Below are 25,187 nucleotides of genomic sequence, written 5' to 3'. Positions count from 1 at the left end.
AGGGTCCCGCGCACCCGCCGCACCACATCCCGGTGGCATCAAGCACCCCAGGAACCGTCATGGACGTCACCCTCATCACCACTATCGCCGTCGGGCTGATCCTTCTGCTCATGGCGCTCGGCACGCCGGTATTTGCCGCTCTCGCGCTGTCGGGCGCGTTCGGCATCGTCATGGTCGAAAATCTCGACTTCCTTCTCAATCGGATGAAATCCCTGCCCTTTTCGACCACGGCAAGCTACACGCTGACCGTCATCCCCCTCTTCATCCTGATGGGCGCTTTCGCCCACCACGCCCAGGTCGGCAAACGGCTCTTCGACGTTGCACGCAAATGGGTCGGCCACCTGCCAGGCGGTCTCGCCATGGCCAGCATCCTCACCTCGGCAGGCTTTGCCGCCACTTCGGGATCATCGGTCGCCACCGCGGCCACCGTCGGCGCGGTCGCCATCCCCGAAATGAAGAAGGCGGGCTACGATCCGCGCCTCTCGGCAGGCTCCGTCGCTGCAGGCGGCGTGCTCGGCGTGTTGATTCCACCGTCGGTGCTGCTGATCTTCTACGCCGCGCTGACCGAAGTTTCGGCCGGCAAGATGCTGATCGCCGGCTTCGTGCCCGGAATCCTGACCACGCTCGTCTTCATGGCCGGCGTCGCGATCATCGGCCGCCGCGGCATGAACAGGGAAGCACGCAGCCCACGTTCGCCATGGGGGGAACGGATCCGGTCGACCGGGCAAGCCTGGCAAGTGCTCGTTCTTTTTCTGCTCGTGCTCGGCGGCATCTATCTTGGCCTCATCACGCCGACCGAGGCGGGGGCTGTCGGGGCATTCGCTGCGCTGCTGATGCTGGTCTTTTCGCGCGTGGCCCGTGCGACGCTGGGCACGCGGCTGCTCGACAGCTTCCGCAGCACCGCGACGACCACGGTGATGATTCTGTTCACCATGATCGGCGCCGGCATCTTCAGCTACTTCCTGACGCTGGTGCAGATCCCGCAGGCAATCTCGGAAGCGATCGTGCAAAGCGGTATTTCGCCCACGCTGATCGTCGCGGTCCTGCTGCTGGTCTATATACCGCTCGGCATGTTCCTCGATGCCTTTTCGATGATGGTCATCACGCTGCCGATCGTCTTCCCGACGGTTGCCGGTCTCGGCTTCGATCCGATCTGGTTCGGCATCCTGTGCGTGAAGATGTGCGAGATCGGGCTGATGACGCCGCCGGTGGGCCTGAACTGCTTCGTCATCGCCGGCATCGACCGCAGCACCTCGCTGACCGACATCTTCCGTGGCGCGCAGTGGTTCGTCATCATGGAACTGTTCACCGTGGCCATCCTGTTCGCATTCCCCGTGATCACGACCTGGCTGCCCGACACGATGATGGGACGCTGAGACAGGGAGGATGGAAAACATGCGCGAAGATTACGGCACGGCTCTCGTGACCGGAGGCGGATCGGGCATCGGGCGGGCTGCCGCGCTGACGCTCGCCCGGCGCGGTGCCCAGGTCGTCGTGACCGACCGGGACGCCCGCAGCGCCAGCACGGTTGCACAGGAAATCGCCGCGGCCGGCGGCAAGGCGACGAGTGTTGCGATGGATGTCGGCGACGCAAGCTCGATTGCCACCGGCTTCGACCACGCCGAGGCCGCGTTCGGCGGAACCGACGTGCTGGTCAATAGCGCGGGGCTGATGCTGGTCGAGCCGCTGCTGGATTTTTCTCCGGAGAGCTGGGACAGGGTCATGCGCGTCAATGTCACCGGCACCTTTCTTGCCAGCCAGCGTGCCGCACGGGGCATGGCTGAACGCGGCTATGGTCGGATCATCAACATCACCTCGGTTTCCGGCTTGCGCGCCGGTGTCGGGCGTGCCGCCTACGGCAGCTCCAAGGCCGCCATCATCGGCCTGACCCGGCAGCTCGCACTCGAACTCGGGCCGCTTGGCGTGACCGCGAACGCGATCGCCCCCGGCGCGATCGAGACGCCGATGACGCTCGGCACCTATTCCGACGAAACCTGGGACAACATCCTTGCAATGGTGCCCGCGCGCCGCCGCGGCACGCCGCAAGACATTGCCGACGCCATCGCCTACCTGGCCTCGCCCGCAGCCTCGTATGTAAACGGCGAAACCCTGGTCGTCGACGGCGGCTACATGGCGGCGGGTATGACGCAGACCGGGAGGCTGCGCGTCTGAAACTCAGAACCCGCCGGTTTCCAGCCAGCGCTCGAGCTGCGGAATACGGTCCACGCCCCAAAAGGGCTCGCCGTCGATGATGACGAAGGGCGAACCGAACACGCCACGGGCAATGGCCTGCGCGCATTCGTCCTTGAGGCGATTCCGCACCGCGTCGCCGGCCAGCGCTTCGGCCAGCGCGGCGCGGTCGGCGCCCTGGGCCGCCGCGATGTCCAGCACCGCACTCTCCTGCGAGATGTCGCGTCCGTCGACGAAGTAGGCGCGCAAGGCGGCCAGCGCGAAGCGGCGGGCCTCGACGGGATCGTGGTCGTCCAGCCAGTAGAAGGCGCGCGCGGCAACCTGGGTGCCGATCGGGAAAACATCGGGAATGCGGCAGGACAGGCCGAGGAAGCGGGCCGAGCGCTCGAAGTCACGCTTCGAGTAATCGCCCTTGAGCGGCTTCAGGGGCAAGGGCACGTCGCCCGTGACCTTGTACACCGCCCCCAGCAGGATGGGGCGCCAGCACACGCTGCGGCCATGGGCGGCCGCCAGCGCATCGATCTTCTCGGCCATGAAATAGCCGTAAGGCGAGGAGAAGTCGAAGTAGAAATCGATCGGCTCGGTCATTTTTCGTCACTCCGTCAGTTCCGTCCCCACGGCGCCTCCGCCAGGGCATCGGCCAAGTGTCTCATGATTTCCGGCGAGGGCAGCGGCCACCCAGGCGAGCGGTGACGCTCTCCTTCAGGAAAGCAAGGCCGGGCACTCGATCACCCAAAGACAGGGTTTCGCTGACATCCTTTGACAAGCACGACTCTTATTAAAGTTTACGGAGTAAGATTCAATAAAATCGAATCCTGTCAAAGCATGCGATGCGCAAATCAGATCTTTCTCCTGAGCGCCGAGCACGACTCGAACCCATCCCGGACAAGCCCGGAGTGTTCGCCCTCGATCCTCCCCCCATCGGGCCGCTCGAAGCCTTTTCGGGCAGGCTCGACACCCGTGACAGCATGGGCGAAGCCGTACGCCTGCTGGAACAACTGCGGGAGGGGAGGGGCGAGTAGCCGCCGCCCTCCCCCTCCGTGCTTCAGCGCGTCTCGGCGAACAGTTCGCGGCCGATCAGCATGCGGCGGATTTCGCTGGTGCCGGCGCCGATCTCGTACAGCTTGGCGTCGCGCCACAGGCGGCCGACCGCGTATTCGTTGGTGTAGCCGACGCCGCCCAGGGCCTGGATGGCCTCGCCCGCCATCCAGGTGGCTTTTTCGGCGGTGTAGAGGATGACGCCGGCGGCGTCCTTGCGCAGCGTGCGGGCATGGTCGGCGCGGTCGCAGGCCTGGCCGACGGCGTAGGCGTAGGCGCGGCAGGCGGACCAGGTGGAGTACATGTCGGCGACCTTGCCCTGCATGAGCTGGAATTCGCCGATGGGCGTGTCGAACTGCTTGCGTTCGTGCAGGTAGGGCACGACCGCGTCCATGCATGCCGCCATGATGCCGAGCGGGCCGCCCGACAGCACCGCGCGCTCGTAGTCGAGGCCGGACATCAGCACCTGCACGCCGCGGCCGATGTTGGCCTCGCCGCCGAGCACGTTGTCGACCGGCACCTCGACGTCGTCGAAGAACAGCGGGAAGGTGTTGGAGCCGCGCATGCCGAGCTTGTCGAGGTGGGTGCCGTGCGAGAAGCCCTTCATGCCCTTCTCGATGATGAAGGCGGTGATGCCCTTCGCGCCGGCGTCGATGTCGGTCTTGGCATACACCACCAGGGTGTCGGCGTCGCCGCCGTTGGTGATCCACATCTTGCTGCCGTTGAGGATGAAGCGGTCGCCCTTGCGCTCGGCGCGCAGCTTCATCGACACCACGTCGGAACCGGCGTTGGGCTCGGACATCGCCAGCGCGCCGACGTACTCGCCGGAAATCAGCCCGGGCAGGTACTTGTGCTTCTGCGCCTCGGTGCCGTTGCGGCGGATCTGGTTGATGCACAGGTTGGAATGTGCGCCGTAGGACAGGCCCACCGAGGCCGATGCGCGCGAGATTTCCTCCATCGCCACGATGTGGGCGAGATAGCCCATGTCGGTGCCGCCGTATTCCTCGCTGACCGTCATGCCATGCACGCCGAGGTCGCCGAGCTTCTTCCACAGGTCGGCGGGAAACTCATTGACGCGGTCGATCTCGGCCGCGCGCGGCGCGATCTCGGCGGCACAGAAAGCCTGCAGCGTGTCGCGCAGCGCGTCGATGGTCTCGCCGAGGTTGAAGTTCAGGCTGGGCACGTTCATGGGGTGTCTCCTTGTCGATTTTTTCTGGCGCCAGGCAGGCCGCACGCTCCAATGATGGACGGCACACGCCCGGAGATGAAGCGAGATTAGCCCCGCGCGGCGCCCGACAACTGCCATCGGGGTTGCAGATCGTGCCACGTCGACTAGTATTTCCAGCCATGAAGATCCTCACCCCCTCGCCCGCCGAGCTCACGCTGGGCCGCGCCGCCACACCGATCGCCTTCATCCGCGCGATCGTCACCGCGTACCGCCGCCGGGGGATGGATCCGGCCAGCGCGCTGCGCCAGGCGCAGATCCCCGCCAGCCTGCTCGACGACCCCGATGCGCGCGTCACCGCCGCGCAGATGGAGGCGATCTCCGGCATCGCCATGCAGGCGCTGGACGACGAAGCGCTGGGCTGGTTCTCGCGCCGCCTGCCGTGGGGCAGCTACGGCATGCTGTGCCGCGCCTCGCTCACCTCGCCCACGCTGGAAGTGGCGCTCAAGCGCTGGTGCCGCCACCACCGCCTGCTGACCGAGGACATCGTGTTCGAATTCGACCAGCAGCGCGGCACGGCGACGGTCCGCGTCACCGAGCACGCGGCGCTCGGCGAGCTGCGCGAATTCTGCCTCGTCACCACGCTGCGCTACCTGCTGGGCTACACGAGCTGGCTGATCGATTCGCGCATCGCGCTGGCGGAAACCCGCTTTCCCTTCCCCGCTCCGCGCCACGCCGATGCCTACCCCTACCTGTTCCCCGGTCCGCTGCGCTTCGACGCCGACGCCGCCGGCTTCGGCTTCGACTCCCGCTACCTGTCGCTGCCGGTGCGCCGCGACGAACGCGCCTTGCAGGCGATGCTGCAGCGCGCGCTGCCGCTCACCGTTCTGCAATACCGGCGCGACCGCCTGCTGGTGCACAGCGTCGCGCAATTGCTGAACGCCGCGCCCGGCGCCGCCCACACCGCCGAAGACCTCGCCGCCCGGCTCAACCTGTCGGTGCGCACCCTGCACCGGCAACTGAAGGACGAAGGCGTGTCGCTGCAGCGGCTGAAGAACGAAGCCCGCCGCGAACACGCCATCCGCCTGCTGCTGCAGACGAAGAGGCCCATCAAGCAGATCGCCGCCGCGGTCGGCTTCGGCAGCGAAAAGAGCTTTGCGCGGGCATTCCGGAGCTGGACGGGGGCAGCGCCGAGCGAAATGCGGCAAGACCCCATGGAGCCGGCCCAACGGGAACGCAGATGAGGATGGACGAGGTCACGAACTCCGGGTTCTTTCACCGTTCCCGGCACCGCGAACACATCGCCGAAGCCAGCCGGAATCTCGTCCTCCGGCCACCGGCGAATAACGAAATCCGGCGCTGCGCCTGCCCGGTCACAGCTCGATCACATAAGGCTTGTCCGGCACCGGGTTGTATTCGGCGACATAGCCGAGTTCGGCCTGCTTTTCCGGCGACGCCCAGGGGCGGGTGGTGTCGCAGTCATAGTTGAAGCACAGCGTGGGCGGCTGATGCACCGAACGGGCGATGATGCGCTGCACGGCCTCGGCGTCGGGGTGGCCGAACTGGGCGCCGTTGGTGCTGATCAGGAAGCGCGGGCTGTCGATCAGGGCGAGCAGTTTGTCGCTGATGTTGCCCGCGCTGCCATGGTGCGCCACCTTCACCGCGTCGACATGAAGCGTTTTCTGGCCGCGTTGTTCCAACAGGCGCCTGATCGAGGCTGCGATCACCTCGTGATGGGCATCGGCCAGGAACAGGCATGACTTGCCCCCGTATTCGGCCAGGAAAGCGATGGAGCTGCCGTTGGGGGCGGCACCGTCGATCTTGAGCTGGCGTTCGAGCAGCTTGTCCAGCTCGGGTGTGCTGCCGAGCAGCCCCTGTCCGGGCAAATAGACCCTGCGTTCGGCCAGCCTTGCCCACGCAGCATCCAGGTCGCCGGGCACCACTTCCGGGCCGAGATCCTTCTTCCACTTCGTCCGCATCCTGTCCAGCCTCGCGTTCGTCGGCGACAGCAGGGTCAGTTTCATGCCGTCGGCGAGCGTGCGCTCCGGCAAGGACCCATCGTCCGGCACCACCACGGCCTTGCCGCCGAACGCGTGGTTCCACTGGTCCAGCCGGAAGCGGCGGACGATCAGCGCGCTCAGGAACTCGCCCTGCTTGCCGCCCAGCACCTGCCTGCCCGGCTGCAGATGGCCCCAGCCATTGAACCAGATGTCGATCACGCGGATGGGAACGGGAAGGTTGGCGAACAGCCGCACGATGCCCTCGATGTGGTCGGTATCCACATGGCTCATCACCACCAGCTCGAACCGGCGGTCGCCCGCAGGAAGCACGTTCAGGCGCGCATCGAGATGCTTGTAGCCGCCGATCGGGCCGCCGTCGATCAGCATGCGCCGCGTGCGCGAGGCGTTTCCGTACTCCACCAGCAGGCAGTCGCCATGCAGGGCGGGCAGCAGTTCGATGCGGAAAAAGTCCTGTTCCGCCATGGATGGCTCCCTTTCAAAGCCGCCAATCGGCATCGCCGAAGGCGACCACGCAGAGCGCCATCGGCAGGCTGTCGAGCAGGGCCTGGCGCTTGGCCGCCCGCAGGGCTTCGCCAAGACATGTTTCGGCATCCGCGCCAGGTGCGTCGCCCGCTTGCCCGCTGATCGACAGCAGGCCCTCGATCATTTTTTCGCCCACCTTTACCGCATGCGGCCCGAACACGGTCGCGATGGTCGAGATGACCACCGCCGCGCCGGCCTGGCGGAAATAGCGGATATGGTTCGCATACTGCTGGGCGGTGCTGGCGACATCGCAGCCGAGCAGCATCACCAGCGGATACGGGCCGTCGACGTGCACATATTCGCGCGGCAGGCGCAGCGTCTTGAAGGTCTTGCCGCCGATCTCCAGCGCGATGTCCTGCTTGTCGCCGGTGTTGTGCGGAAACGCCACCAGCAGCGTCGGGCGGCTGCCGCTGACGGTGGCCTTCCATTCGTCCCAGTCCTTCACTTCCTGCACGCGCCCGTTCAGGCGCGCCGCCAGGATTGCGATGACGGGGCTCACTTCGTCGTGCTCCACCTCCTGGCTGTAAGCCACCAGGGCAGGCTGATCGAGTTGCAGGCGCACCCGGTCGCCGGCGGGCTCCGCCTGGACGATCAGCTCCGCGCCGTCGGGCTTGCCGATCCTCGGACTGTAGATGTGCCGCTCGATGACCTTGCGCAAGCCCCAGAAGCCCATCGGGCACACATGCCGTTCCGGCTCCTGCTGCCCGTCGCAATGGCCGGGACAGGCGCCCGCCCTCAATGCTTCGAGCGCGCTGGGGCAAAAACGGACGTCGTCCTCGTCGTCCGGCGGCGGGTACTGGTAGATGAATTCGAAAGGCACCACTTCGTCGGCGCGGGTGCTGATGATCTGGATATGGGTGGCTTCCTCCACATCCATTCCACCGCTGCGCAGTTGCTGCAGATGGTCGGCCACCAGCACCGAATAGAGGTCGCTCCCCACCCGGGCCAGTTTGTAGAACAGCTTCAGGTTGTCGCCCCGGGTCAGGCCTCCGCTGTAGTCGGCCACGCTGTAGGCGACCTCCGACAGCAGCTGGTTGATGGTCGCGACAGGCTCCCTGATGCCATCGAGGTCGGTGGCCCAGGCGCGCTTGCCGGCAACGCCGGTCAGCAGCGGCCGCTCGGCATTCGTCTGGTTGAGCACGAAGGATGCGTCGAACCGGCGCCGGGCGCCCAGGTCACTCCAGTGCTCGCGCACCCGCGCCTCGATCTGCTGCGCGATGCCCTCCCCAGCGCCCGCCTGCACACCCTGCGGCACGACACGGGCATGGATCAATACCGTCTGCAGCACGCGCCCCCGGTGCAGCACGGTGATCCGGGCCTGGAACGCCGCAGGCTCGCGGGGCGTGAACACGAACTCGGCCACGCTGCTCGGCCCCGAACCGGGCAGCCAGAGATCTTCCATCATCGGCGCGTCGAGCTGGGTGGGCTCGTGGAACACGATCTGCAGGCGGTGGCGGCGCCGGTTGCGCGGCAGCTCATGTGCCGGGAAGGGTTCTGGCGCTGCCTGCCAGCGTTCGTCCGGCGGACCGATGCGCACGCGCAGCATCACCGTGGTGCCCACGATCAGGCGCTGACGCTCCTCGACCAGTTCGCCTGCCTCCGTGCGCCAGAAGCTGTGCTGCACGTAACGCGTCTCGGGCTGCTCGGCGGCTCGGGCAGCCTCGTGCTTCCTCACCTCGTTGGTCACTTCCGTCAGCGAGGAGGCCTCGTCGGACTCGCGGTAGTAGCCGTAGGCTCCCCGCGACCCGCGGATATTCCGGGCCAGTATTTTTGGCGAGACCTTGCGCAGGGAGTCCGCCATGGCCGGCGCGCCTCCCTCTTCCGGAGGGCCGGCGCCTGCCAGCCCTCCCCCTCTTCCTCTCGGCACCGCAGTTTCCAAAGTCTCGACGAGGTCGGGAACATGGATCAGATCATCCAGCGAGCGCTCGCTCACCACCAGCGACGCATCGGCCGGCAAGGCCTTCAGCCGCCCCGCGATCCGCTCCACCGAGTTCGAGAGATGGCTCAGCTGCACGAGGTCACGGCTCAGGAAGGCAGTCACGCTCTCCCCGAAAACCATCGACAGCGCCACGTCGAGCGGGCGGTCATGAGTCAGTTCATCACCCAGGCGCACCAGCGCCTGCATCTCCCAATCAGGTTCCGCTTCGGCTGGTGGCGTGACGCACACCACGCCCTCTGCCGACACTTCGCGGGCAACGATGCGCGCGACGTCCTCGACGTCGGCATCATCTTCGATGCCGCCCAGCAGCAATACGAGCGCCGCCCGGCACCTCGCTCCCTTCGCCAGCAGCCGGCCCGCCACATGCCGCAGCGGTCCGCTGAACACGAGCATCTCCACCCGCGCTTGCGAACGGTCGACCACGCAGAAACGGTACGGCCACGGCTCCCGCCAGTAGGTGCGGAAGTCCGAGAAAGCATCGGCCAGCGGATCGTCCGGCAAGGCGGCGAAACTGAATGGCAACTGCCAGTCGACCTGTCCGTCCCAGGCGAAGGCATCGGCGACGAACACGCTGCCGGCGCCCACCGGCGCCTGCTGCAAGGTGTGCAGCATGGGCAGCAGCCTGCTCCAGCGGCGGCCCCGGCTCTTCACCGCGATGCGCGTGCCCCAGGGCGCGTCGTCGATATATTTCTGCCAGGCTGCGGCCAGCACGCTTGCGGATGGAAATCGCGCCAGCCCCGCCAGCGCAGGCATCTCCCAGTCCATGGCCTTGTCGCCGTCGCGCATGCTGCCGAACATGGCTGCGATGTCCGCGATTCGATGCACCTCCGTCCGTCTGGCGGCAAGTTGCTCCAGCAGGTCGATGCGGCGGCGGCGCTGGCGGCGGGCAGCAGCATTCAAGATGCCGAGCGCCGCACAGGCCTGCGCGAAGCGCTCATCGTCGACTTCCAGGCTCCAGGCGGCGAGGCCGTGGCGGTTGGTCATCGCGGCGGCCTCAGTTCAGCGGCCACTCGGGCACCGGCCAGCCCTTCGCCGCCGCGATGTCCAGTCTTGCACGCCTGCGCAAGGCGGCGTCGGCAAGCGCATAGCCCCAGTTGATCAGGCGGCCCTGTTCGCGCGCCTCGAACTTCTTCAGCCGCGTCGGGATGTTTTCGAGAGCGGCGGTGATTGTGTTGTCGGCCGTGATCGCGCCCGGATCGCCGTAAGCCTCGATCCGGGTACCGATTCCCCAGTAAGCGCCTCGCCGCCGCCCGGCCTGGAAGTCATCGACCAGCCAACGCTTGCGCAGCGCGCGGGTCTGGTCGATCAGGATGTCGCGCACCCTGCCCAGTTGCAGCAGATCATCCTCGAAGGGCGACTCATCGATCTCGAATGGCGCCCCGGCATCGCTGACCAGGATGATGTCCAGGCCCTTGAGCAAGGCCTCCAGACCCATGTTGTCGTAGATCCCGCCATCGGCAAGCACGATGCGCCGGCGCAGCTTTTCCAGATTGGGCAGCTCGTGTTGCGGCATCTCCCAGGAATCGGGGTCGGTCTTCAGAACCACCGGAGAAAAGATCGGCGGAAAAGCGCTCGACGCCGCCACCGCATCCGCCAGCCTGACATCCGCGCCGCGGGACATGCCGAGGTAATAATCGGCGACATAGTCCCGGCGGAAGCGGAAACTGCGCCCGGTCTGCATGTTGGTGGCGTAGAAGATGAAGCGCGGCGCCGGCTCCTGGTCCGGATCCGGCAGCGACCGCAGCAGCGTCTCGCCGAACAGGTCGTCGGCGTAACGGTCGGCGAGAAACTCGCCGGATGTCTTGAACGGCACGAGATGGCCGAGCAAGGCGGTCTTGATGTCGATCGACCGGCTGCAGAACCGGCGAACGGGCTGCGCCACGACCGCCTCGAAGTTGCCGGCGCGGCCAGCACTGAAATCGAGCCGACGCCATCCGTGCGCCAGGACTCCCGCCAGAATCGAGCCGCCCGACACACTGGTGACCCGCGCCAGCCCCCCGAGCAAGCCGGCCTCGTTCAAGCGCCACAGGCTGCCGAGCCCGAAGAGCGTTGCCCGGAATCCGCCGCCGGACAGCGCCAGACCGATCTTCAGTGCATTTTCCGCATTCATGCCTGCGCTCCCGGTTGGATTGCAAATGCAGTTTCACGGACATGTATTCACAATATAGGCACAACGCACGCAAGCTGCCGGGTAATCGCAAGCCAGGCCTTCGCGGCATCAAGTTTCCCTGCAGCCGGCCGTTAATCCCTTACTGTGACGACGGCTGAAGTCACGCCCGAAGCGGACGAAGGAGAGCACCATGGCAACGACAGGCAGCGGCATCAACCCGGCAGCGGCAAGCAGCGCAACGCAGGCCCCTCAGGCGGCGAAAGGCGCACAACGCAGCGAAGGCAGCAGCCGCATGGCAAGCGCGGAAACGGTGCGCCACGAACAGAACGCCGCGATCATCACCGCGTCGCTGCAGGTGTCGATCAAGGCCGGCAACGACTCGCTCGCCCTGCTCTACCGTTCGGCCATCGACCACCTGAACGAAGTGCTGGCACCGGGGCAGAACGTGGACGTCATCGGCAAGGCCATGGAGCAGGACAACTCGCCCGAAGCCACTGCCGAACGCATCCTGAGCTTCGCCACCGGCTTCTTCGACGCCTACGCGGCGCAGCACCCCGGCAAGGACACCGAAACACTGGCGCGCGACTTCACCGAGCTGGTGCGGGGCGGCTTCGAGAAAGGCTTCAACGAAGCGCGCGACATCCTGCAGGGGCTGGGCGTGCTGGGCGGCAGCGACATCGAAAGCGGCATCATGAAGACCTATGAACTGGTCTCCAAGGGCTTCGACGATTTCCTCGCCGCCAAGCTGAAACCGGCTGCCGAGAGCGAAGCGCCGCAGCAGGCGGGCGAAGGCGGGAAGCCGGCGACGAAGGCTTGAGCCCGCGCTGAGGCCGGGCGGCAGTCAGGCGCCGTGCCGGGCGAGGAAGTCGAACAATTCCGCCGCCCGCCCTTCGGGCCTGGCATCGCCGGCAGTACATAGCAGCAGCCTTCTGGCCGCCCAGGCGTCCGCGATCCGCGACACGCCGATGCCGGCGTGGGCCAGGCGCCTGGCTGCGGCCGCCGGCACGATGGCAATGCCGACGCCATCGGCCACCAGGCTGATGACGGCATCGAAACTGCGCACGCGGACCCGGTAATGGAGCCCCCGGCCGTACTGCATCGTCCGCCCCTGCAGGAAGCGGCTCAAGCCGCTCTCGGCCGGCAGGCCGACGAAAGGGTGTTCGAGCAGATCGACGAAGGCCACGCCGGCGCCCGCCGGCCGGAACGCGGCCAGCGGGAAGACCGCGACCAGATCGTCCTCCGCGAACAGGCGGGTGTGCAGCCCTTCGGTGCCGACGTAATCGGCGACGATACCGATGTCGGCCTGTTCCTGCCGCATCGCCAGCAGGACATCCTGGCTGCCCAGCTCGCGCAGGTCGATGTCCACATCCGCGCGCCCGGCGAGAAAGCGCCCGATGAGCGGCGGCAGATGCTCGGTCATCGCCGCGGTATTGCAGACCAGCCGTATCGTGCTGCGGATGCCGTGCGCGTAGGCCGCCATCTCCGCATGCAGTATCTCCAGTTCGCGCTCGACACGGCCGGCATGCCGCAGCAGGGCACGCCCCGCATCGGTCATCCGGATGCCGAGCTTGGAACGGTGCAGCAAGGCCGTGCCCAGGGCATGCTCCAGCTTCTGCAGGCGCGTGCTGGCTGCCGCCAGCGAAAGGTGCATGGCCCCGGCGCCGCGCGTGATCGATCCCGCTTCGACGATGGCGGCGAACAGATGCAGATCAAACGTGGAAATGCGATAGGGAGTCACGCTGTTCCTTGATGCCATCGACCTCATCCTTCCGTTTCGGCGAAGAATATCATCGCCGATGAATGATCGACATCCGGCCTCCCGCCCCCGATCATCGTCCCATGGATGCGACATTTCTCTTCATTGTTGCCGCGGTGTTCCTGGCGGCCGGCGCGGTCAAGGGCGTGTCCGGCATGGGGCTGCCCACGGTCTCGATGGCGCTGCTCGGCCTGCTGATGCCGCCGGCCGAGGCGGCGATGCTGATGGTGCTGCCTTCGCTGGCGACGAACGTCGCCCAGTGCGCAGGCCCGCATTGGGTGATGCTTGCGCGGCAGTTGTGGCCGATGTGGGCCGGCCTGCTGCTGGCGGCCCTGTTCAGCCCGATCTCGGCGATCGACATCCCCGGCGCGCGCGCCTCGCTGGTCCTCGGGCTGGTGCTGACGATCTACGGCATCTGGGGGCTCGCCCGGCCTGCGCTTCCCGAGTTCGGGCGCCACGCCCGGCTCGCCGGCGGCATCGCCGGCTCGGCGACGGGCCTGGTGACCGCCGCGACCGGCGTTTTCGTGATCCCCATGGTGCCCTATCTGCAAGCACTGAAGCTGCCCAGGGACGCCTTCATCCAGGCGATGGGCATCAGCTTCATGCTGGCGACCGTGGCCTTGATGCTGCGGCTGGGGAGCACAAACCTGGCCGACTGGGCCGCCAACGGTCCGGCATGCGCGACGGCATTCATCGCCGCCTTTGCGGGGCTGTGGGCAGGGGCGCGGCTACGAGGGCGCCTGGAGCCGATGCAGTTCCAGCGCGTGCTCTATGGCGTCTTCCTGCTGCTGGGGCTCGTGATGGCCGGACGGTCGCTGTGACGGCTGCCAAGCCACAGCCATAGCGCCGTGCCCGCCAGCAGCACGGTTGCAATGGCACTGGCCCAGCTCAGGGCATCCCAGCCGGCGATCCGGGCGTCGCCGATGAGCCGCACCAGCAGCGGGCCGGCGATCTGGCCTGCCGCGAAACCGGCGGTCATGCGCGCGAGAAGAGCCGTCGGATTGTCGGGCATGCGCTCGCGCGCCAGTTGAAGGCCCGCCATGGTCGTGACCATGAAGGTGCCGCCAACCAGCACCGCCGACCCCGCCAGCACCCACAGCGACTGTTGCAGCAAGGGCAGAAAGGTGCCCACGGCCATCACGCCCTGGGCAATCGCCCAGACCTTCCGGCGCGACCAGCCATGCAGCCAGCGCGAGGCAAAGGCGACCGACAGCGCCGCCGCCGTGCCGAAAATCGGCCAGGTGAGCCCGAAGACGAGCGGGTCGGCCACCAGTTGCCGCGCCATCGTCGGCAGGAAAGTCGCGGGGATGATGTAGCCGAAGCCGAACGCGCTGTAGCACAGCACCACGCCGAGGTTACCGCGCCCGGCGGTCGACGACGCCGGCTTTGGCGGAGCGGAGGCACCCGATGGCGCCGCAGCGGCGGACGGCGCCGGAAGCTTCCGCAGGACATACGCGGCACCGAGGACGGCGAGCAGCCCGAGTTCCGCCCAAAGCAGTACGGCGCTCTGCCCGCCGCCCAGCCAGGTCAGGACACCCGTTCCCGCGATACCCAGGCCGACTCCGGTATACATCCATCCGCCGAGCGAGGTCGCATGCCGGCGGCTCAGTTCGGGCAGGCACCAGCCACTGGCGCAGACCAGCACCCAGGCGCTAAAGATGCCCGCGCTGGCCCGAAGCGCCATGCCGAGCCACGGCAGCCCGGCATCGCCCCAGACCATCCCGAGCGTCGTCACGGCCACCCCGACCAGCCCGATCTGAAGCCCTCGCCGCGGGCTGCCCGCGAACCACGACGCACTCAGCGCGCCGAGCAGGTAGCCGAAGTAATTGGCCGTGGCCCACTCCGTGCCCGTCACCGCATCGAGGCTGCCGTCGCGCAGCATCAGCGGCATCATCGGCGTGAACGCAAACCGGCCGACGCCCATCGCGATCGCCAGCGCGACCAGGCCGATAAGGATGATCACCTGCGGCGACGGCGCCGACGAAGGCAGTCCAGCCGTGATGGAGCTGCCGAAGGAAGGCTTCATTGCTGATACCGGACCGCCAGCATTTCCCCCGTTGCGCACACCTCGCCATCTGCCGACAGCGTCAGATCCACCCACACCTTTCGGCCTTCCATGCTGCGCAGCGTCCCCTTGATGCCGTGGTAATCCAGCAAGGAGGCTATCAGGCCGCCATGGACGTGATGCGGAACGCCGTCGCTGTATTCGGGCTTCGGCAGAAACTTGGCAATTGTTTCGTCACCAGCCCAATAACTCTTCAGATGATGTCCTGCCGGGTTGTTCCTGCCGCAGCCATGGCAATGGCTGACCTTCTCGGCATAGAAATCCTGGAATGCAATGCTCATTTCGTCTTCTCTGGCATAAGACCCATCGGATCACATTAAATTTTCACAAGCATCGCTATCACCAGCGGAGCGAAACGAGTATGTGATTTTTCAAAATATCACTCATCACTTCCCTTCCGGCACGGCTTGCTTTTACTTCCTGCGGGGTTCATGAGTCCCGAAAAGCTGCTCCAGGAGCCTCCGACGCCTGCCCCCAAGCGGGAACGATGGGAATCGGATAGTCCGACAAGGCGGCATGACCCTGCCCAAGTCTGCGCAATCGTGATACAGCAATGAGCAACTCATCGCTGGCCGCATCCCAGGGCACGAGGGCACCGAACTGCCGATCGGCGGTTTGACACGCTAATCCGCCCGAGGGCCGGTAAACCGGCAACAGGATATCTCTCCTTCTCAACTCACGAGCCGCCCTCCTCCATTCGATACTGCTCCCGCCATCAACCTGTGCCGGCATCACGAAAATCACTTTCCACAAGAGTCGATTCTGCAGAAGATAATCGAGTTCCCACCGCACCCCTTCGGACATCGCGATGGGAACAACAAGAATCAAGATGGAATCTGCGAAATCCTTGATGATCTCGCTCTGCCACGCCTTGGAATAGTCAAACTGGGCGAAATCAGCCAGCTTGTCGGTTGGATCGTTGACGAGCTTAACCGCCGTGGGCGCAAGAAGCTTGTCGACCCGACGAAAGAATCCCGGCAATACAGCAGGCTCCAGTATCCGTACTGAGTATTTATAGTTCGGATTTGGAAGATCTCCATGCAGGGCGTTAACCGCCCCACCCGACTTCAGCAGGAGCGCATAGGGTCGGAGAACAATTCCGGACGCCAATTGACGATCGAGATCGTATTTCTTCTTCTCAAGGTACGAAATATCGTACCAAGCCTTAGCCAAGGCGATCAAGAATACGATCAGGACAAAAATCCCGTACGCAATGAACTCACGCCACCAGTAGAATAGCGTCACAGCCAGGGCGGCCAGCGAAACCCAATTTGCAAGCTTGTGCTTCACAACTCCCTCCTCCACCGCTCCAGACTCCACAAATAGAACTAGCTCGATTTGACGGTTGCTGCAGAAGACTGCTTACCTGCTGCATGCCACGTGCTGATTGGAGGAAGAATTGAGCCTGGCCTTTTCCTTCAAGCCACCTGAAGTTCTTCGCGCAGCACCCGGCGCAGTGCTTCAACCGTTACCGGCGCCGACTCTGGGGCGGCAGCGCTGCGCAGGGCTTCGTTGATCAGTGTCTGGTAGCCTTTGCCTTCTGCTGCGGCGCGCTCGCGGAATGCGGCCAGCACATCGTCGTCGAGGAAAATGGTGATACGGGTCTTGCCTGTGGGTTTAAGCACCGGGCCACGCTTAGCGGCGGTGAAGTCGTAACTCGCTTTCATTGTCTATCCCTCTTCGTAGGCGCGTCGTTCGTGCGGTTCTGCCTGGCGGGCTGAAAATACCCTGATTTCGTCCTCGCCCCGGTAAGTGTAGGCCACCACCACCAACCTGCCGAAACCGTCCATGCCGAGCGTGACGAACCGCTCTTCGTGATGGTCCCGGTCTTCTCATGTCAGGGCCGCAGGGTCATGGAAGACGGCTTCGACATCGGCGAGGTCGACGCGGTGCTTCCTGATGTTGGTTCGATTCTTGGTCGGATCGAAGGTGATCTTCATGGATTTATTGTATGCATTTAATACATATAATCAAGCCGTGCCCCTGGATAAACCTTGAAACTCCCCCTGCATCGCCAGGCAGCGGTTGTGCTTGGGTTCGCACCGGCGAGACAGCCAGGTTGCTCACAAACACATTTCATTGCTGGTACCGGACCGCCAGCATTTCCCCCGTTGCGCACACCTCGCCATCTGCCGACAGCGTCAGATCCACCCACACTTTTCGGCCTTCCATGCTGCGCAGCGTCCCCTTGATGACGAGCTCGATGCCCATCGGCGTGGGCCGGCGGAAGTCGACCTTCAGGGATGCGGTGACGTAGCGGATGGGCTCGCCTTCCGACCCCATCTCACGGTTCTGGGCTCGATGGGCAAACGCCGACGCCGACGCCGCGCCGTGGCAATCCAGCAGGGAGGCAATCAGGCCGCCATAGACGTGATTCGGCACGCCGCCGCTGTATTCGGGCTTCGGCAGAAACCTGGCAATTGTTTCGTCACCATCCCAATGACTCTTCAGGTGGTGTCCTGCCGGGTTGTTCCTGCCGCAGCCATGGCAATGGCTGAATTTCTCGGCGTAGAAATCCTGGAATGCAAGCTCCATTTCATTTCCCCTAAATTTGCGCAAGCGCCGCCATCACCAGCGGAAGGCTGATTGCGGACAGCAAGGTCTGAAAAGTGATGATGCCGGCCATCAGATGCCCATCGCCCCCCAGTTGCCGCGTGAGAACGTAAGCCGTCGGGGCGGTCGGCAGGGCGAAGAACAGCACGAGGACGGCAGTTTCGATCGTGGGCAGGGCCAGAATCCGGGCGCTCAGGAACGCGAGCATCGGCACCAGAATCAAGCGCATCAAGCTGTTCCCGACCAGCGTGCCGCCCTGCCCTCTCAGTTCATCGAGCTTCAGCGCAGCGCCCACACTCAGCAAACCCAGCGGCAGGCTGGTATTCGCCAGCAAGCTCAGCAGCTTGTCCGCACCCCATTTCAACTCGAACCCAGCAAGATTGAAGAGTGCGCCCGCCAGGCAGGCCAGGATCAGCGGATTTTTTGCCACCGGCACGATCAGCGCCATGACGCTCCTGTTCCTGTCGGCCGACAGCGCCAGCACCGACAGCACGTTCACGGCCGGCACCAGCACCGCGAGAATCACCGCGGCGAAAACCATGCCTTCCTTGCCATACAGGCCGCTGACGGCAGCAAGGCCGAGATAGGTATTGAAACGCAGCAGGCCCTGCAGCAGAACACCGAAGCGGGCTGCCGGCCACCCCTTGATCCGGCGCGCTGCGAGCAGGCCGGCCGTGACCACGCCCAGCACGATCACCAGGGCAGCGAGCAGGCGCGGCAGCGCCGGGTTGTTCAGCGGCGCGGCGCTGAGGCTGCTGAAGAGCAGCGCCGGAAACAGCACGAAATAGTTGAAACGCTCCGCACCCGGCCAGAACCCGGCCCCGGGGAAACCGGAGCGCTGCATGGCATGGCCGGCCACGATCAGGACGAAGAGCGGCCAAAGCGAAACGAGTATGTGGCTCATCGGAATGCCATTCATCGCGCACCTGCCGGCGCGGCCTGCATGTTTTCGAGGCCGGCCGGGTTTGAACGAACCGCTGCCGGAAACTCAGCGGCCCATCGAATAGAACTCCGCATTGGGCCGCATGCTCGTCACGTTGGCAATGCGGTTGGACATGCCGAAGAAGGCCGAGATACCGGCGATGTCCCAAATGTCATCATCAGTGAAGCCGTGCGCCTTCAGCGCCTCGAAATCAGCATCGCCAACCAGATGGGCCGCCTGCGACACCTTCATGCCGAAATCGAGCATCGCCTTCTGGCGTTCGGTGATGTCGGCCTTGCGGTAGTTGGTGGCGACCTGGTCGGCGATCAGCGGATTCTTGGCGCGGACGCGCAGGATGGCGCCGTGCGCGATCACGCAGTACTGGCACTGGTTCACCGCGCTGGTCGCCACCACGATCATCTCCCGCTCGGCCTTGCTCAGGTTGCCGGGCTTTTCCATCAAGGCGTCGTGGTAGGCGAAGAAGGCGCGGAACTCGTCCGGACGGTGGGCCAGGGTCAGGAACACGTTGGGAACGAAGCCGGCTTTTTCCTGGACGGCGACGATCCGCTCGCGGATGTCCTCGGGCATGTCCTCGAGTGCGGGGACCGGGAAACGGCTCACTGCGGCCTGTTGTGCTTGAGTCATGTACTTCTCCTTCGAGTGATGAAGCAGATTTCGGGATCTGCAGGTTTTTATCGATTGACGTCCACGACGACGCGGCCGCGCACTTCGCCCTTCAGAATGCTTTCGGCCAGCGGGATCGCTTCAGCAAGGCCGACTTCACGGCTGATCCGGCCGAGCTTGGCGACGTCCAGGTCGCTGCCCAGGCGCTGCCACGCCACCAGGCGGTCGGCGCGCGGGCACATCACGCTGTCGACGCCCGCCAGGGTGACGCCGCGCAGGATGAAGGGCGCGACGCTCGCCGGCAGATCCATGCCCGCCGCCAGGCCGCAGGCCGTCACCACGCCGCGGTATTTCGTCGTCGCGCAGACGTTGGCGAGCACGTGGCTGCCGGCGACATCGACCGCGCCTGCCCAGCGCTCCCTGCCCAGCGGCTTGCCGGGGGACGAGAAGTCGGCGCGGTCCACCACTTCCTTCGCGCCGAGCGCCTTCAGGTAATCGGCATCCTTGGGCCGGCCGGTCATTGCCACCACCGTATAGCCCAGTTTCGCCAGCACCGCGACGGCGACGCTGCCCACTCCGCCCGCCGCGCCGGTGACGAGGATCTCGCCGTCCGCCGGCTTCACGCCGTGCCGTTCCAGGGCCAGCACGCACAGCATCGCGGTATAGCCCGCGGTGCCGATCGCCATCGCCTGCTGCGGCGAGAATGCCGCGGGCAGCGGCACCAGCCAGTCGCCGTTCAGCCGCGCCTTCTGCGCCAAGCCGCCCCAGTGCGTTTCGCCGACGCCCCAGCCGTTGAGCAGCACCGCATCGCCGGCCTTGTATTCCGGATGCGAGCTTTCCTCGACCACGCCCGCCAGGTCGATGCCCGGCACCATCGGGAACTTCCGCACCACCGGCCCCTTGCCGGTGATCGCCAGGCCGTCCTTGTAGTTGATCGTCGAGTGGCTGACGCGGACCGTGACGTTGCCCTCGGGCAGTTGCGCTTCGTCGATGTCCTTTACCCCGGCGCGGTAACCCGCTTCGTCCTTCTCGATCAGAATGCCCTTGAACATCTCACCCTCCTTCATTTAGACCGACCGTCTAGTTACGATCAAAAAAATCAGCCTGCTGCCAGGCCGACAAAGAAAAACCCTGCAAACACCTCGAGCGGCTTCGCGCTGCGCTCGAGCTTGGCACGCAGCACCGCGCCCTCCCAGCCGATCCAGAACACGGCGGCAAGCTGTTCGGTGTCGGCATCCGGGGCGATTTCCCCGGCCTTCTGCGCTTCGCGGAGGCAGGCCGCCAGACGCACCTGCCAATCCTCGAAGGTCTCCTTGAGCCGGTCGCGGAAACTCTCCGGCAGCGCACCCATCTCCTGGCCGAGATTGCCGATCAGGCAGCCGCGGCGGAATTCGTACCGAACCATGCCATCCGTCGCATCGGCCACGAAAGAACGCAGGCGGTCCAGCGGCGCAAGCGACGAATTGCCGAGATGGCGATCCAGCTTGCGGGCGAAAAACACTCCGTAGCGCTCGATCAGGTCGAGACCGAAAGCCTCCTTGCTGCTGAAGTAGTGATAGAAGGAGCCTTTCGGCACGCCGACGCGGCCGAGGACTTCCTCGATGCCGGTGGCGGAAAAGCCCTTCTCGGTGAGCACTTCCAGACCCGCGCGCAGCAACAGCTCGCGTGTCTCGATCAGGTTCTCACGCTGCCTGGGCGGCCTGCCGCGGCGACGAGGGGCTTGTTGTTCGACGTCCATGCAGCGACATTAAACCGATCGTCTCGTAAAATCAAGCAGAAAGACCGTCAGCCCGCACGCGACCTGCCACGCCACCAGGCCACGATCCAGCCGAGAACGGTGCCGGCAAGGCTGCCCATCAGCGCACTACCAACGACCAGAGGATATTCGTCCCTGAAGTGGAAACAGGCAAGCGCCGCGCCAATGCCAAAACCGGCAAAGGCAAACCGGCTGACCTGGCGCCGCCTTGCCTCGATGAACTCCTGCTCGTGGCGTTTGCGGCGGGCTTCCTGCTGGGCGCGGATGCCCGGCTCCAGCACCGCACGGGCGGCGGCGTCTGCTTGTGTCTTGTTCATGTGATTACCAGGACTGAATCAGACCCCGTGGTTAACGCATGGAGTCTAACACCGGCCAGATCGCACTCCATCATGCATATGCCATCCGGCAGTTCGAGTGCTCGACGATGGAAATTGCAGAAAACAACATCGCCACACACAACACACGTAACGTACGCCACAAACAAACGGCCGGCACTACCCTCTCTGAGCAGTACCGGCCGTTCGCCGAAACCTCAAATCCGCGCCGAACCCGGCGCCGCTTTCAGCCTCCCTGCACCAGCAAATCCCCGGTGATTTCGGCAACGTTCTTGACGCTGGTCAGCGTCATCGCCACACGCATTTCCTTTTCCAGCAGATCGAGCAGGTTGGTCACGCCCGCCTGCCCCTGAGCAGCCAGCGCGTAGATGAAGGCGCGGCCGATCATGGTGCAGTCGGCACCGAGGGCGAGCATGCGCACCACGTCCAGGCCATTGCGGATGCCGGAGTCGACCAGGATCTTGATCTGGCCCTTCACCGCGTCGGCGATGGCAGGCATCGCGCGGGCCGACGACAGCACGCCGTCGAGCTGGCGGCCGCCGTGGTTGGAGACGATGATGCCGTCGGCGCCGAAGCGCACCGCGTCCTTGGCGTCTTCGGGGTCGAGGATGCCCTTGATCACCATCGGCCCTTTCCAGAACTCACGGATCCATTCCAGGTCCTTCCACGAGATCGAGGGGTCGAAGTTGGCCCCCAGATAGCCCATGTAGTCTTCCAGGTTGATGTCCTTGCCCATGTAGGTGGAGATGTTGCCCAGCGTGTGCGGCTTGCCCTTGAGGCCGACGTCGATGGCCCAGTGCGGGTGCAGCGCGGCCTGGATGTAGCGGCGCAGGGCGGCGTTGGGGCCGCTCATGCCGGAGTGGGCGTCGCGGTAGCGGGCGCCGGGCACCGGCATATCGACGGTGAACACCAGCGTCGAGCAGCCGGCGGCCTGGGCGCGCTCGAGCGCGTTCTGCATGAAGCCGCGGTCCTTGAGCACGTAGAGCTGGAACCACATCGGGCGGCTGAGCTTGGGCGCGACTTCCTCGATCGGACACACCGACACGGTGGACATCGTGAAGGGGATGCCCTTCTTGTCGGCCGCCACCGCGGCCTGCACTTCGCCGCGGCGCGCATACATGCCGGTGAGGCCGACCGGCGCCAGCGCCACCGGGATGGAGAGCTTTTCGCCGAACAGTTCGATGCTGGTGTCGAGCTGGCTCATGTCCTTGAGCACGCGCTGGCGCAGCGCGACTTCGGCGAGGTCGTCGACGTTGCGGCGCAGGGTCTTTTCGGCGTAGGCGCCGCCATCGATGTAGTGGAACAGGAAGGGCGGCAGGCGCTTTTGCGCGGCAGCCCGGTAGTCACTGGCAGAGGAAATGATCATGGATTTGTCTTCCTGGGTATCTGGAGCGGGCTGGCGAAGCGTCAGCCCGGTTCATCGGGAATCAAGGTGGGCACGCGCGCTTCCTCGGGCAGGCGGCCGTAGCGGGCGCGCCTGGCGTCGTCGTCGTCGAAGCGGCGAACGGTGTCGCGCACGAAATCGAGGTGGTTTTCGATCAGTGCGCGCGCCTGCGGCGCATCTCCGTCGAGGATGGCCTGCATCAGTGTGCGGTGCTGGTCGGTGAGTTCGTTGATGGTTTCCGGCGAGCTCAGCGTGAACATGGTACGCCGGCTGTGCATGACGTTGGAGAACACCAGCTCGAACAGGCTGTGCATCACGCGCAGCAGGACCACGTTGTGCGAGGCTTCGGCGATGGCGAGGTGGAACTGCGCATCGGCGCGCGCGGACAGCTCGGCGTGGCCGCTCTGCTGGTGGCGCACCATGACGTCGTAGCAGCGCCGGATGCGGTCCTTGTCGGCCTGCGTCGCGCGCAGCGCGGCATGCCAGGCAGTGCTGCTTTCGAGCGCATGGCGGGCTTCCAGCACGTCGTAGCGGTATTCGGGGTCCGCAGTGAGCAGGTTGGCCAGAGGCTCGAAGGTGCCCGACAGCAGAAAACCCCGGTTGCGCTCCTGAACGTAGGTGCCCGCGCCCCGCCGGCTGTGGAGCACGCCCTGGCTGACCAGCTTCTGGATGGCTTCCCGCAGGGAAGGCCGGGACACCCCCAGTTGCTCGGCGAGCAGCCTTTCGGCCGGCAAGCGCTCGCCCGGCTGCCATTTGCCTTGCCGGACGAGGGTATGCAGTTGCTCGGCGATCTGATCAGCCAGGCGCATTGCGTGCCTCCTATCCTACTCAGTGTGCCGCATGGACGACCGGGATCATCCACGGGAAAACGTAAGCCTGCAGCGTCGTCATCGCGCCGATGATGGCGGCGAAGATCAGACTGTGCTTCACCGTGAAGCGGAACAGGTCGGACTCCTTGCCGGCCAGGCCCACTGCCGCGCACGCGATTGCGATGGATTGCGGCGAGATCATCTTACCGGTCACGCCGCCCGTGGTGTTGGCCGCCACCGTCAGCACTTCGGGCAGGCCCAGCTGCTGCGCCGTGGTGGCCTGCAGCGCGCCGAACAGGGCGTTGGCGGAGGTGTCGGAGCCGGTCAGGAAGACGCCGATCCAGCCCAGGAAGGGCGAGAAGAACACGAAGGCATCGCCGGTGTGCGCCAGCGCCAGCGCCAGCGTGGCGGACAGGCCGGAGTAGTTGGCGATGAAGGCGAACGCCAGCACCATGCCGATGGAGTAGATCGGCCACGCCAGGCTCTTCAGCGTATCGGCGAAAGTCTCGATCGCCTTGGCCGGCTTGAGGCGCAGGAAGACGATGGTCAGCAGCGCGCCGATCATGATCGCGGTACCGGTCGCGGAGAACCAGTTGAACGAGTACACCGCGCCATACGGCGCGGCCGCAGCGACCACCGGCGGCATCTTCTCGACCAGGTTGTGCAGCAGCGGCACCGGGATGTTGATGACCCAGTCGGACAGCGCACCATTGGCGGCGAACAAGGCCTTGAAGGGCTTCAGGCTCCACAGCGTCACCATCGCGGTCAGGATGATGAACGGTGACCATGCCTTGAGCACCGTGCCGACGGTCAAGTCCACCGGCGGCTTGTCCAGCCCGGCTGCAGCGCCTGCCGCGCTCGGGGGCGGCGTGCCGTCCTCGAGCTCGAAGCGGAAGATGCGCTTGGGTTGCCACACCTTGAGGAAGGCGGTCAGCGCCACCAGCGACACGATCGCCGAGGTGATGTCCGGCAGTTCGGGGCCGATGTAGTTGGCGGTCAGGAACTGCACGATCGCGAACGAGCCGCCGCCGACCAGCACGGCAGGCCAAGTTTCCTTGATGCCGCGCCAGCCGTCCATGATGGCCATCAGCCAGAACAGCACGATGATGGTCATGAACGGCAACTGGCGGCCGGCCATCTGGCCGATCGCGAACGCATCCACGCCCGACACCTGGCCGGCGACGATGATCGGAATGCCCATCGCGCCGAAGGCCACCGGCGCGGTGTTGCCGATCAGGCACAGGCCGGCGGCGTACAGCGGCTTGAAGCCCAGGCCGACCAGCAGCGCGGCGGTGATCGCCACCGGCGCGCCGAAACCGGCCGCGCCTTCCAGGAAGGCGCCGAAGCAGAAACCGACCAGGATCATCTGCAGGCGCTGGTCAGGGGTGACCGACAGGATCGACGAGCGGACGATGTCGAACTGTCCGGTCGCGATCGAGACCTTGTACAGGAACACCGCGGCAACGATGATCCACGCGATCGGCCACAGGCCGTAGAAGAAGCCGTATACCGCCGAGGCCAGCGCCGCCGAGACCGGCATCCGGTAGAAGATCAGCGCCACGGCCAGCGCCAGCACCACGGTGATGGTGCCGGCCACGTAGCCCTTCAGTCGCAGCTTCGTCAGTGCCAGAAAGAAGAAGATGATCGGTATCAGCGCAACCAGCGCCGAAATCCATACGTTCCCGGCGGGATCGTAGTTTTGTTGCCAGATGTGTTCCATTTTGCCTTCCTTGGTCGATGAACACGGCCTCTGAAGTTATCGCTCTCCAGCTTGGCCCCTTCTGCGCGCCAGTTGCCGAGGGCAGTTCGCCGCATTGGGCAGAACCCGCTCCCGCGCCGATCATATTGGTCATACCAAAACACGCCTGCCGCGCTGCGCGATTATATGGATCCAGCCCTGGAGCAGGCATGTCGACAAGGCTGAAAAACACAGCTATTGGCACCCATTAGCAATTATTATCGAATTGGTATTACCAAAAAGGCGATAGATTCGCTTTC

General features: G+C 65.3%; 25 protein-coding genes and 1 pseudogene. 5 read left to right on the top strand and 21 right to left on the bottom strand.

Annotated elements, in window-relative coordinates:
* The first annotated feature begins 59 nt into the window (after positions 1-59).
* A complete protein-coding gene (locus tag TBU01S_RS08970) occupies positions 60-1,376 on the top strand; it encodes a TRAP transporter large permease (RefSeq protein ID WP_068636297.1) in 1,317 nt (438 codons plus the stop codon).
* 19 nt (positions 1,377-1,395) lie between these two features.
* The gene (locus TBU01S_RS08965) at positions 1,396-2,172 is read left to right on the top strand and encodes an SDR family NAD(P)-dependent oxidoreductase (protein WP_068636328.1); all 777 of its coding nucleotides are present in this window, start codon (positions 1,396-1,398) and stop codon (positions 2,170-2,172) included.
* Positions 2,173-2,175: 3 nt separating this feature from the next.
* Here the strand turns inward: TBU01S_RS08965 and TBU01S_RS08960 are convergent, their stop codons facing one another.
* The gene (locus tag TBU01S_RS08960; protein ID WP_068636296.1) at positions 2,176-2,778 is read right to left on the bottom strand and encodes a 2-hydroxychromene-2-carboxylate isomerase; all 603 of its coding nucleotides are present in this window, start codon (positions 2,776-2,778) and stop codon (positions 2,176-2,178) included.
* A 457-nt stretch (positions 2,779-3,235) separates the two neighbouring features.
* Positions 3,236-4,417, bottom strand: coding sequence for an isovaleryl-CoA dehydrogenase (locus TBU01S_RS08955; RefSeq protein WP_068636295.1), 1,182 nt, complete (start codon positions 4,415-4,417; stop codon positions 3,236-3,238).
* Positions 4,418-4,575: 158 nt separating this feature from the next.
* On the opposite strand from TBU01S_RS08955, the gene TBU01S_RS08950 reads away from it, so the two are divergent.
* Positions 4,576-5,637 carry an AraC family transcriptional regulator gene (locus tag TBU01S_RS08950; protein ID WP_068636294.1) on the top strand — a complete coding sequence of 354 codons (1,062 nt, stop codon included), beginning with the start codon at positions 4,576-4,578 and terminating at the stop codon, positions 5,635-5,637.
* Between the two features lie 129 nt (positions 5,638-5,766).
* Here TBU01S_RS08950 and TBU01S_RS08945 read toward each other — a convergent pair whose 3' ends face one another.
* Genes TBU01S_RS08945 through TBU01S_RS08935 form a run of 3 tightly spaced genes read right to left on the bottom strand, consistent with a single transcriptional unit; the run spans position 5,767 to position 10,985 of the window.
* The gene (locus TBU01S_RS08945) at positions 5,767-6,876 is read right to left on the bottom strand and encodes a ComEC/Rec2 family competence protein (RefSeq protein WP_068636293.1); all 1,110 of its coding nucleotides are present in this window, start codon (positions 6,874-6,876) and stop codon (positions 5,767-5,769) included.
* Positions 6,877-6,889: 13 nt separating this feature from the next.
* Complete coding sequence (locus TBU01S_RS08940; RefSeq protein ID WP_068636292.1) at positions 6,890-9,859, bottom strand: hypothetical protein; 2,970 nt, start codon at positions 9,857-9,859, stop codon at positions 6,890-6,892.
* Between the two features lie 10 nt (positions 9,860-9,869).
* Positions 9,870-10,985 carry a patatin-like phospholipase family protein gene (locus tag TBU01S_RS08935; RefSeq protein WP_068636291.1) on the bottom strand — a complete coding sequence of 372 codons (1,116 nt, stop codon included), beginning with the start codon at positions 10,983-10,985 and terminating at the stop codon, positions 9,870-9,872.
* Positions 10,986-11,175: 190 nt separating this feature from the next.
* On the opposite strand from TBU01S_RS08935, the gene TBU01S_RS08930 reads away from it, so the two are divergent.
* Positions 11,176-11,802 (top strand): DUF5610 domain-containing protein, encoded by a 627-nt coding sequence (locus TBU01S_RS08930; RefSeq protein WP_068636290.1) that lies wholly within the window; start codon positions 11,176-11,178, stop codon positions 11,800-11,802.
* Positions 11,803-11,826: 24 nt separating this feature from the next.
* Here TBU01S_RS08930 and TBU01S_RS08925 read toward each other — a convergent pair whose 3' ends face one another.
* Positions 11,827-12,741 carry a LysR family transcriptional regulator gene (locus tag TBU01S_RS08925; RefSeq protein WP_245650877.1) on the bottom strand — a complete coding sequence of 305 codons (915 nt, stop codon included), beginning with the start codon at positions 12,739-12,741 and terminating at the stop codon, positions 11,827-11,829.
* 83 nt (positions 12,742-12,824) lie between these two features.
* Here TBU01S_RS08925 and TBU01S_RS08920 point away from each other — a divergent pair, with 83 nt between their 5' ends.
* Positions 12,825-13,562, top strand: coding sequence for a sulfite exporter TauE/SafE family protein (locus TBU01S_RS08920; protein WP_068636288.1), 738 nt, complete (start codon positions 12,825-12,827; stop codon positions 13,560-13,562).
* On the opposite strand, the gene TBU01S_RS08915 is transcribed toward TBU01S_RS08920, so the two are convergent.
* The 15 genes and pseudogenes from TBU01S_RS08915 to lldP all read right to left on the bottom strand — a co-directional run bounded on the left by TBU01S_RS08915 (position 13,511) and on the right by lldP (position 24,909).
* A complete protein-coding gene (locus tag TBU01S_RS08915) occupies positions 13,511-14,767 on the bottom strand; it encodes a YbfB/YjiJ family MFS transporter (protein WP_068636287.1) in 1,257 nt (418 codons plus the stop codon). The genes TBU01S_RS08920 and TBU01S_RS08915 overlap by 52 nt on opposite strands.
* Positions 14,764-15,087, bottom strand: coding sequence for a thioesterase (locus tag TBU01S_RS08910; protein WP_068636286.1), 324 nt, complete (start codon positions 15,085-15,087; stop codon positions 14,764-14,766). The genes TBU01S_RS08915 and TBU01S_RS08910 overlap by 4 nt, the downstream gene beginning before the upstream one ends.
* 148 nt (positions 15,088-15,235) lie before the next feature.
* Positions 15,236-16,096 (bottom strand): hypothetical protein, encoded by an 861-nt coding sequence (locus TBU01S_RS08905; protein ID WP_157659115.1) that lies wholly within the window; start codon positions 16,094-16,096, stop codon positions 15,236-15,238.
* Between the two features lie 128 nt (positions 16,097-16,224).
* A complete protein-coding gene (locus tag TBU01S_RS08900) occupies positions 16,225-16,473 on the bottom strand; it encodes a BrnA antitoxin family protein (RefSeq protein WP_068636284.1) in 249 nt (82 codons plus the stop codon).
* A gap of 3 nt (positions 16,474-16,476) precedes the next feature.
* Positions 16,477-16,623: pseudogene (locus TBU01S_RS25085) on the bottom strand (BrnT family toxin); the annotation flags it as partial.
* Between the two features lie 15 nt (positions 16,624-16,638).
* A complete protein-coding gene (locus TBU01S_RS24470) occupies positions 16,639-16,746 on the bottom strand; it encodes a BrnT family toxin (protein ID WP_217999585.1) in 108 nt (35 codons plus the stop codon).
* 136 nt (positions 16,747-16,882) lie between these two features.
* Positions 16,883-17,341, bottom strand: a complete 459-nt coding sequence (locus TBU01S_RS08890; protein ID WP_068636283.1) for a PaaI family thioesterase — start codon at positions 17,339-17,341, stop codon at positions 16,883-16,885.
* Between the two features lie 10 nt (positions 17,342-17,351).
* Entirely contained in the window at positions 17,352-18,263 is a 912-nt protein-coding gene (locus tag TBU01S_RS08885; protein ID WP_068636327.1) for an AEC family transporter, read from the bottom strand.
* An 84-nt stretch (positions 18,264-18,347) separates the two neighbouring features.
* Entirely contained in the window at positions 18,348-18,926 is a 579-nt protein-coding gene (locus tag TBU01S_RS08880) for a peroxidase-related enzyme (RefSeq protein ID WP_068636282.1), read from the bottom strand.
* Between the two features lie 47 nt (positions 18,927-18,973).
* Complete coding sequence (acuI, locus tag TBU01S_RS08875; protein ID WP_068636281.1) at positions 18,974-19,957, bottom strand: acrylyl-CoA reductase (NADPH); 984 nt, start codon at positions 19,955-19,957, stop codon at positions 18,974-18,976.
* A 47-nt stretch (positions 19,958-20,004) separates the two neighbouring features.
* Positions 20,005-20,643, bottom strand: coding sequence for an acrylate utilization transcriptional regulator AcuR (gene acuR / locus TBU01S_RS08870; RefSeq protein ID WP_174524522.1), 639 nt, complete (start codon positions 20,641-20,643; stop codon positions 20,005-20,007).
* A gap of 47 nt (positions 20,644-20,690) precedes the next feature.
* Positions 20,691-20,978: a hypothetical protein gene (locus TBU01S_RS08865; RefSeq protein ID WP_068636280.1), complete on the bottom strand. Its 288-nt coding sequence runs from the start codon at positions 20,976-20,978 to the stop codon at positions 20,691-20,693.
* A 244-nt stretch (positions 20,979-21,222) separates the two neighbouring features.
* Positions 21,223-22,362: an FMN-dependent L-lactate dehydrogenase LldD gene (lldD, locus tag TBU01S_RS08860; RefSeq protein ID WP_068636279.1), complete on the bottom strand. Its 1,140-nt coding sequence runs from the start codon at positions 22,360-22,362 to the stop codon at positions 21,223-21,225.
* 41 nt (positions 22,363-22,403) lie between these two features.
* On the bottom strand, positions 22,404-23,189 hold the full coding sequence (gene lldR / locus TBU01S_RS08855; RefSeq protein WP_068636278.1) for a transcriptional regulator LldR: 786 nt from the start codon (positions 23,187-23,189) through the stop codon (positions 22,404-22,406).
* A gap of 19 nt (positions 23,190-23,208) precedes the next feature.
* Positions 23,209-24,909: an L-lactate permease gene (gene lldP / locus TBU01S_RS08850; RefSeq protein WP_068636277.1), complete on the bottom strand. Its 1,701-nt coding sequence runs from the start codon at positions 24,907-24,909 to the stop codon at positions 23,209-23,211.
* Positions 24,910-25,187 lie beyond the last annotated feature (278 nt).

It is taken from the genome of Thauera butanivorans NBRC 103042, assembly GCF_001591165.1.
GTDB lineage: Bacteria > Pseudomonadota > Gammaproteobacteria > Burkholderiales > Rhodocyclaceae > Thauera > Thauera butanivorans.
This window is presented reverse-complemented; position numbering and strand designations above follow the sequence as displayed.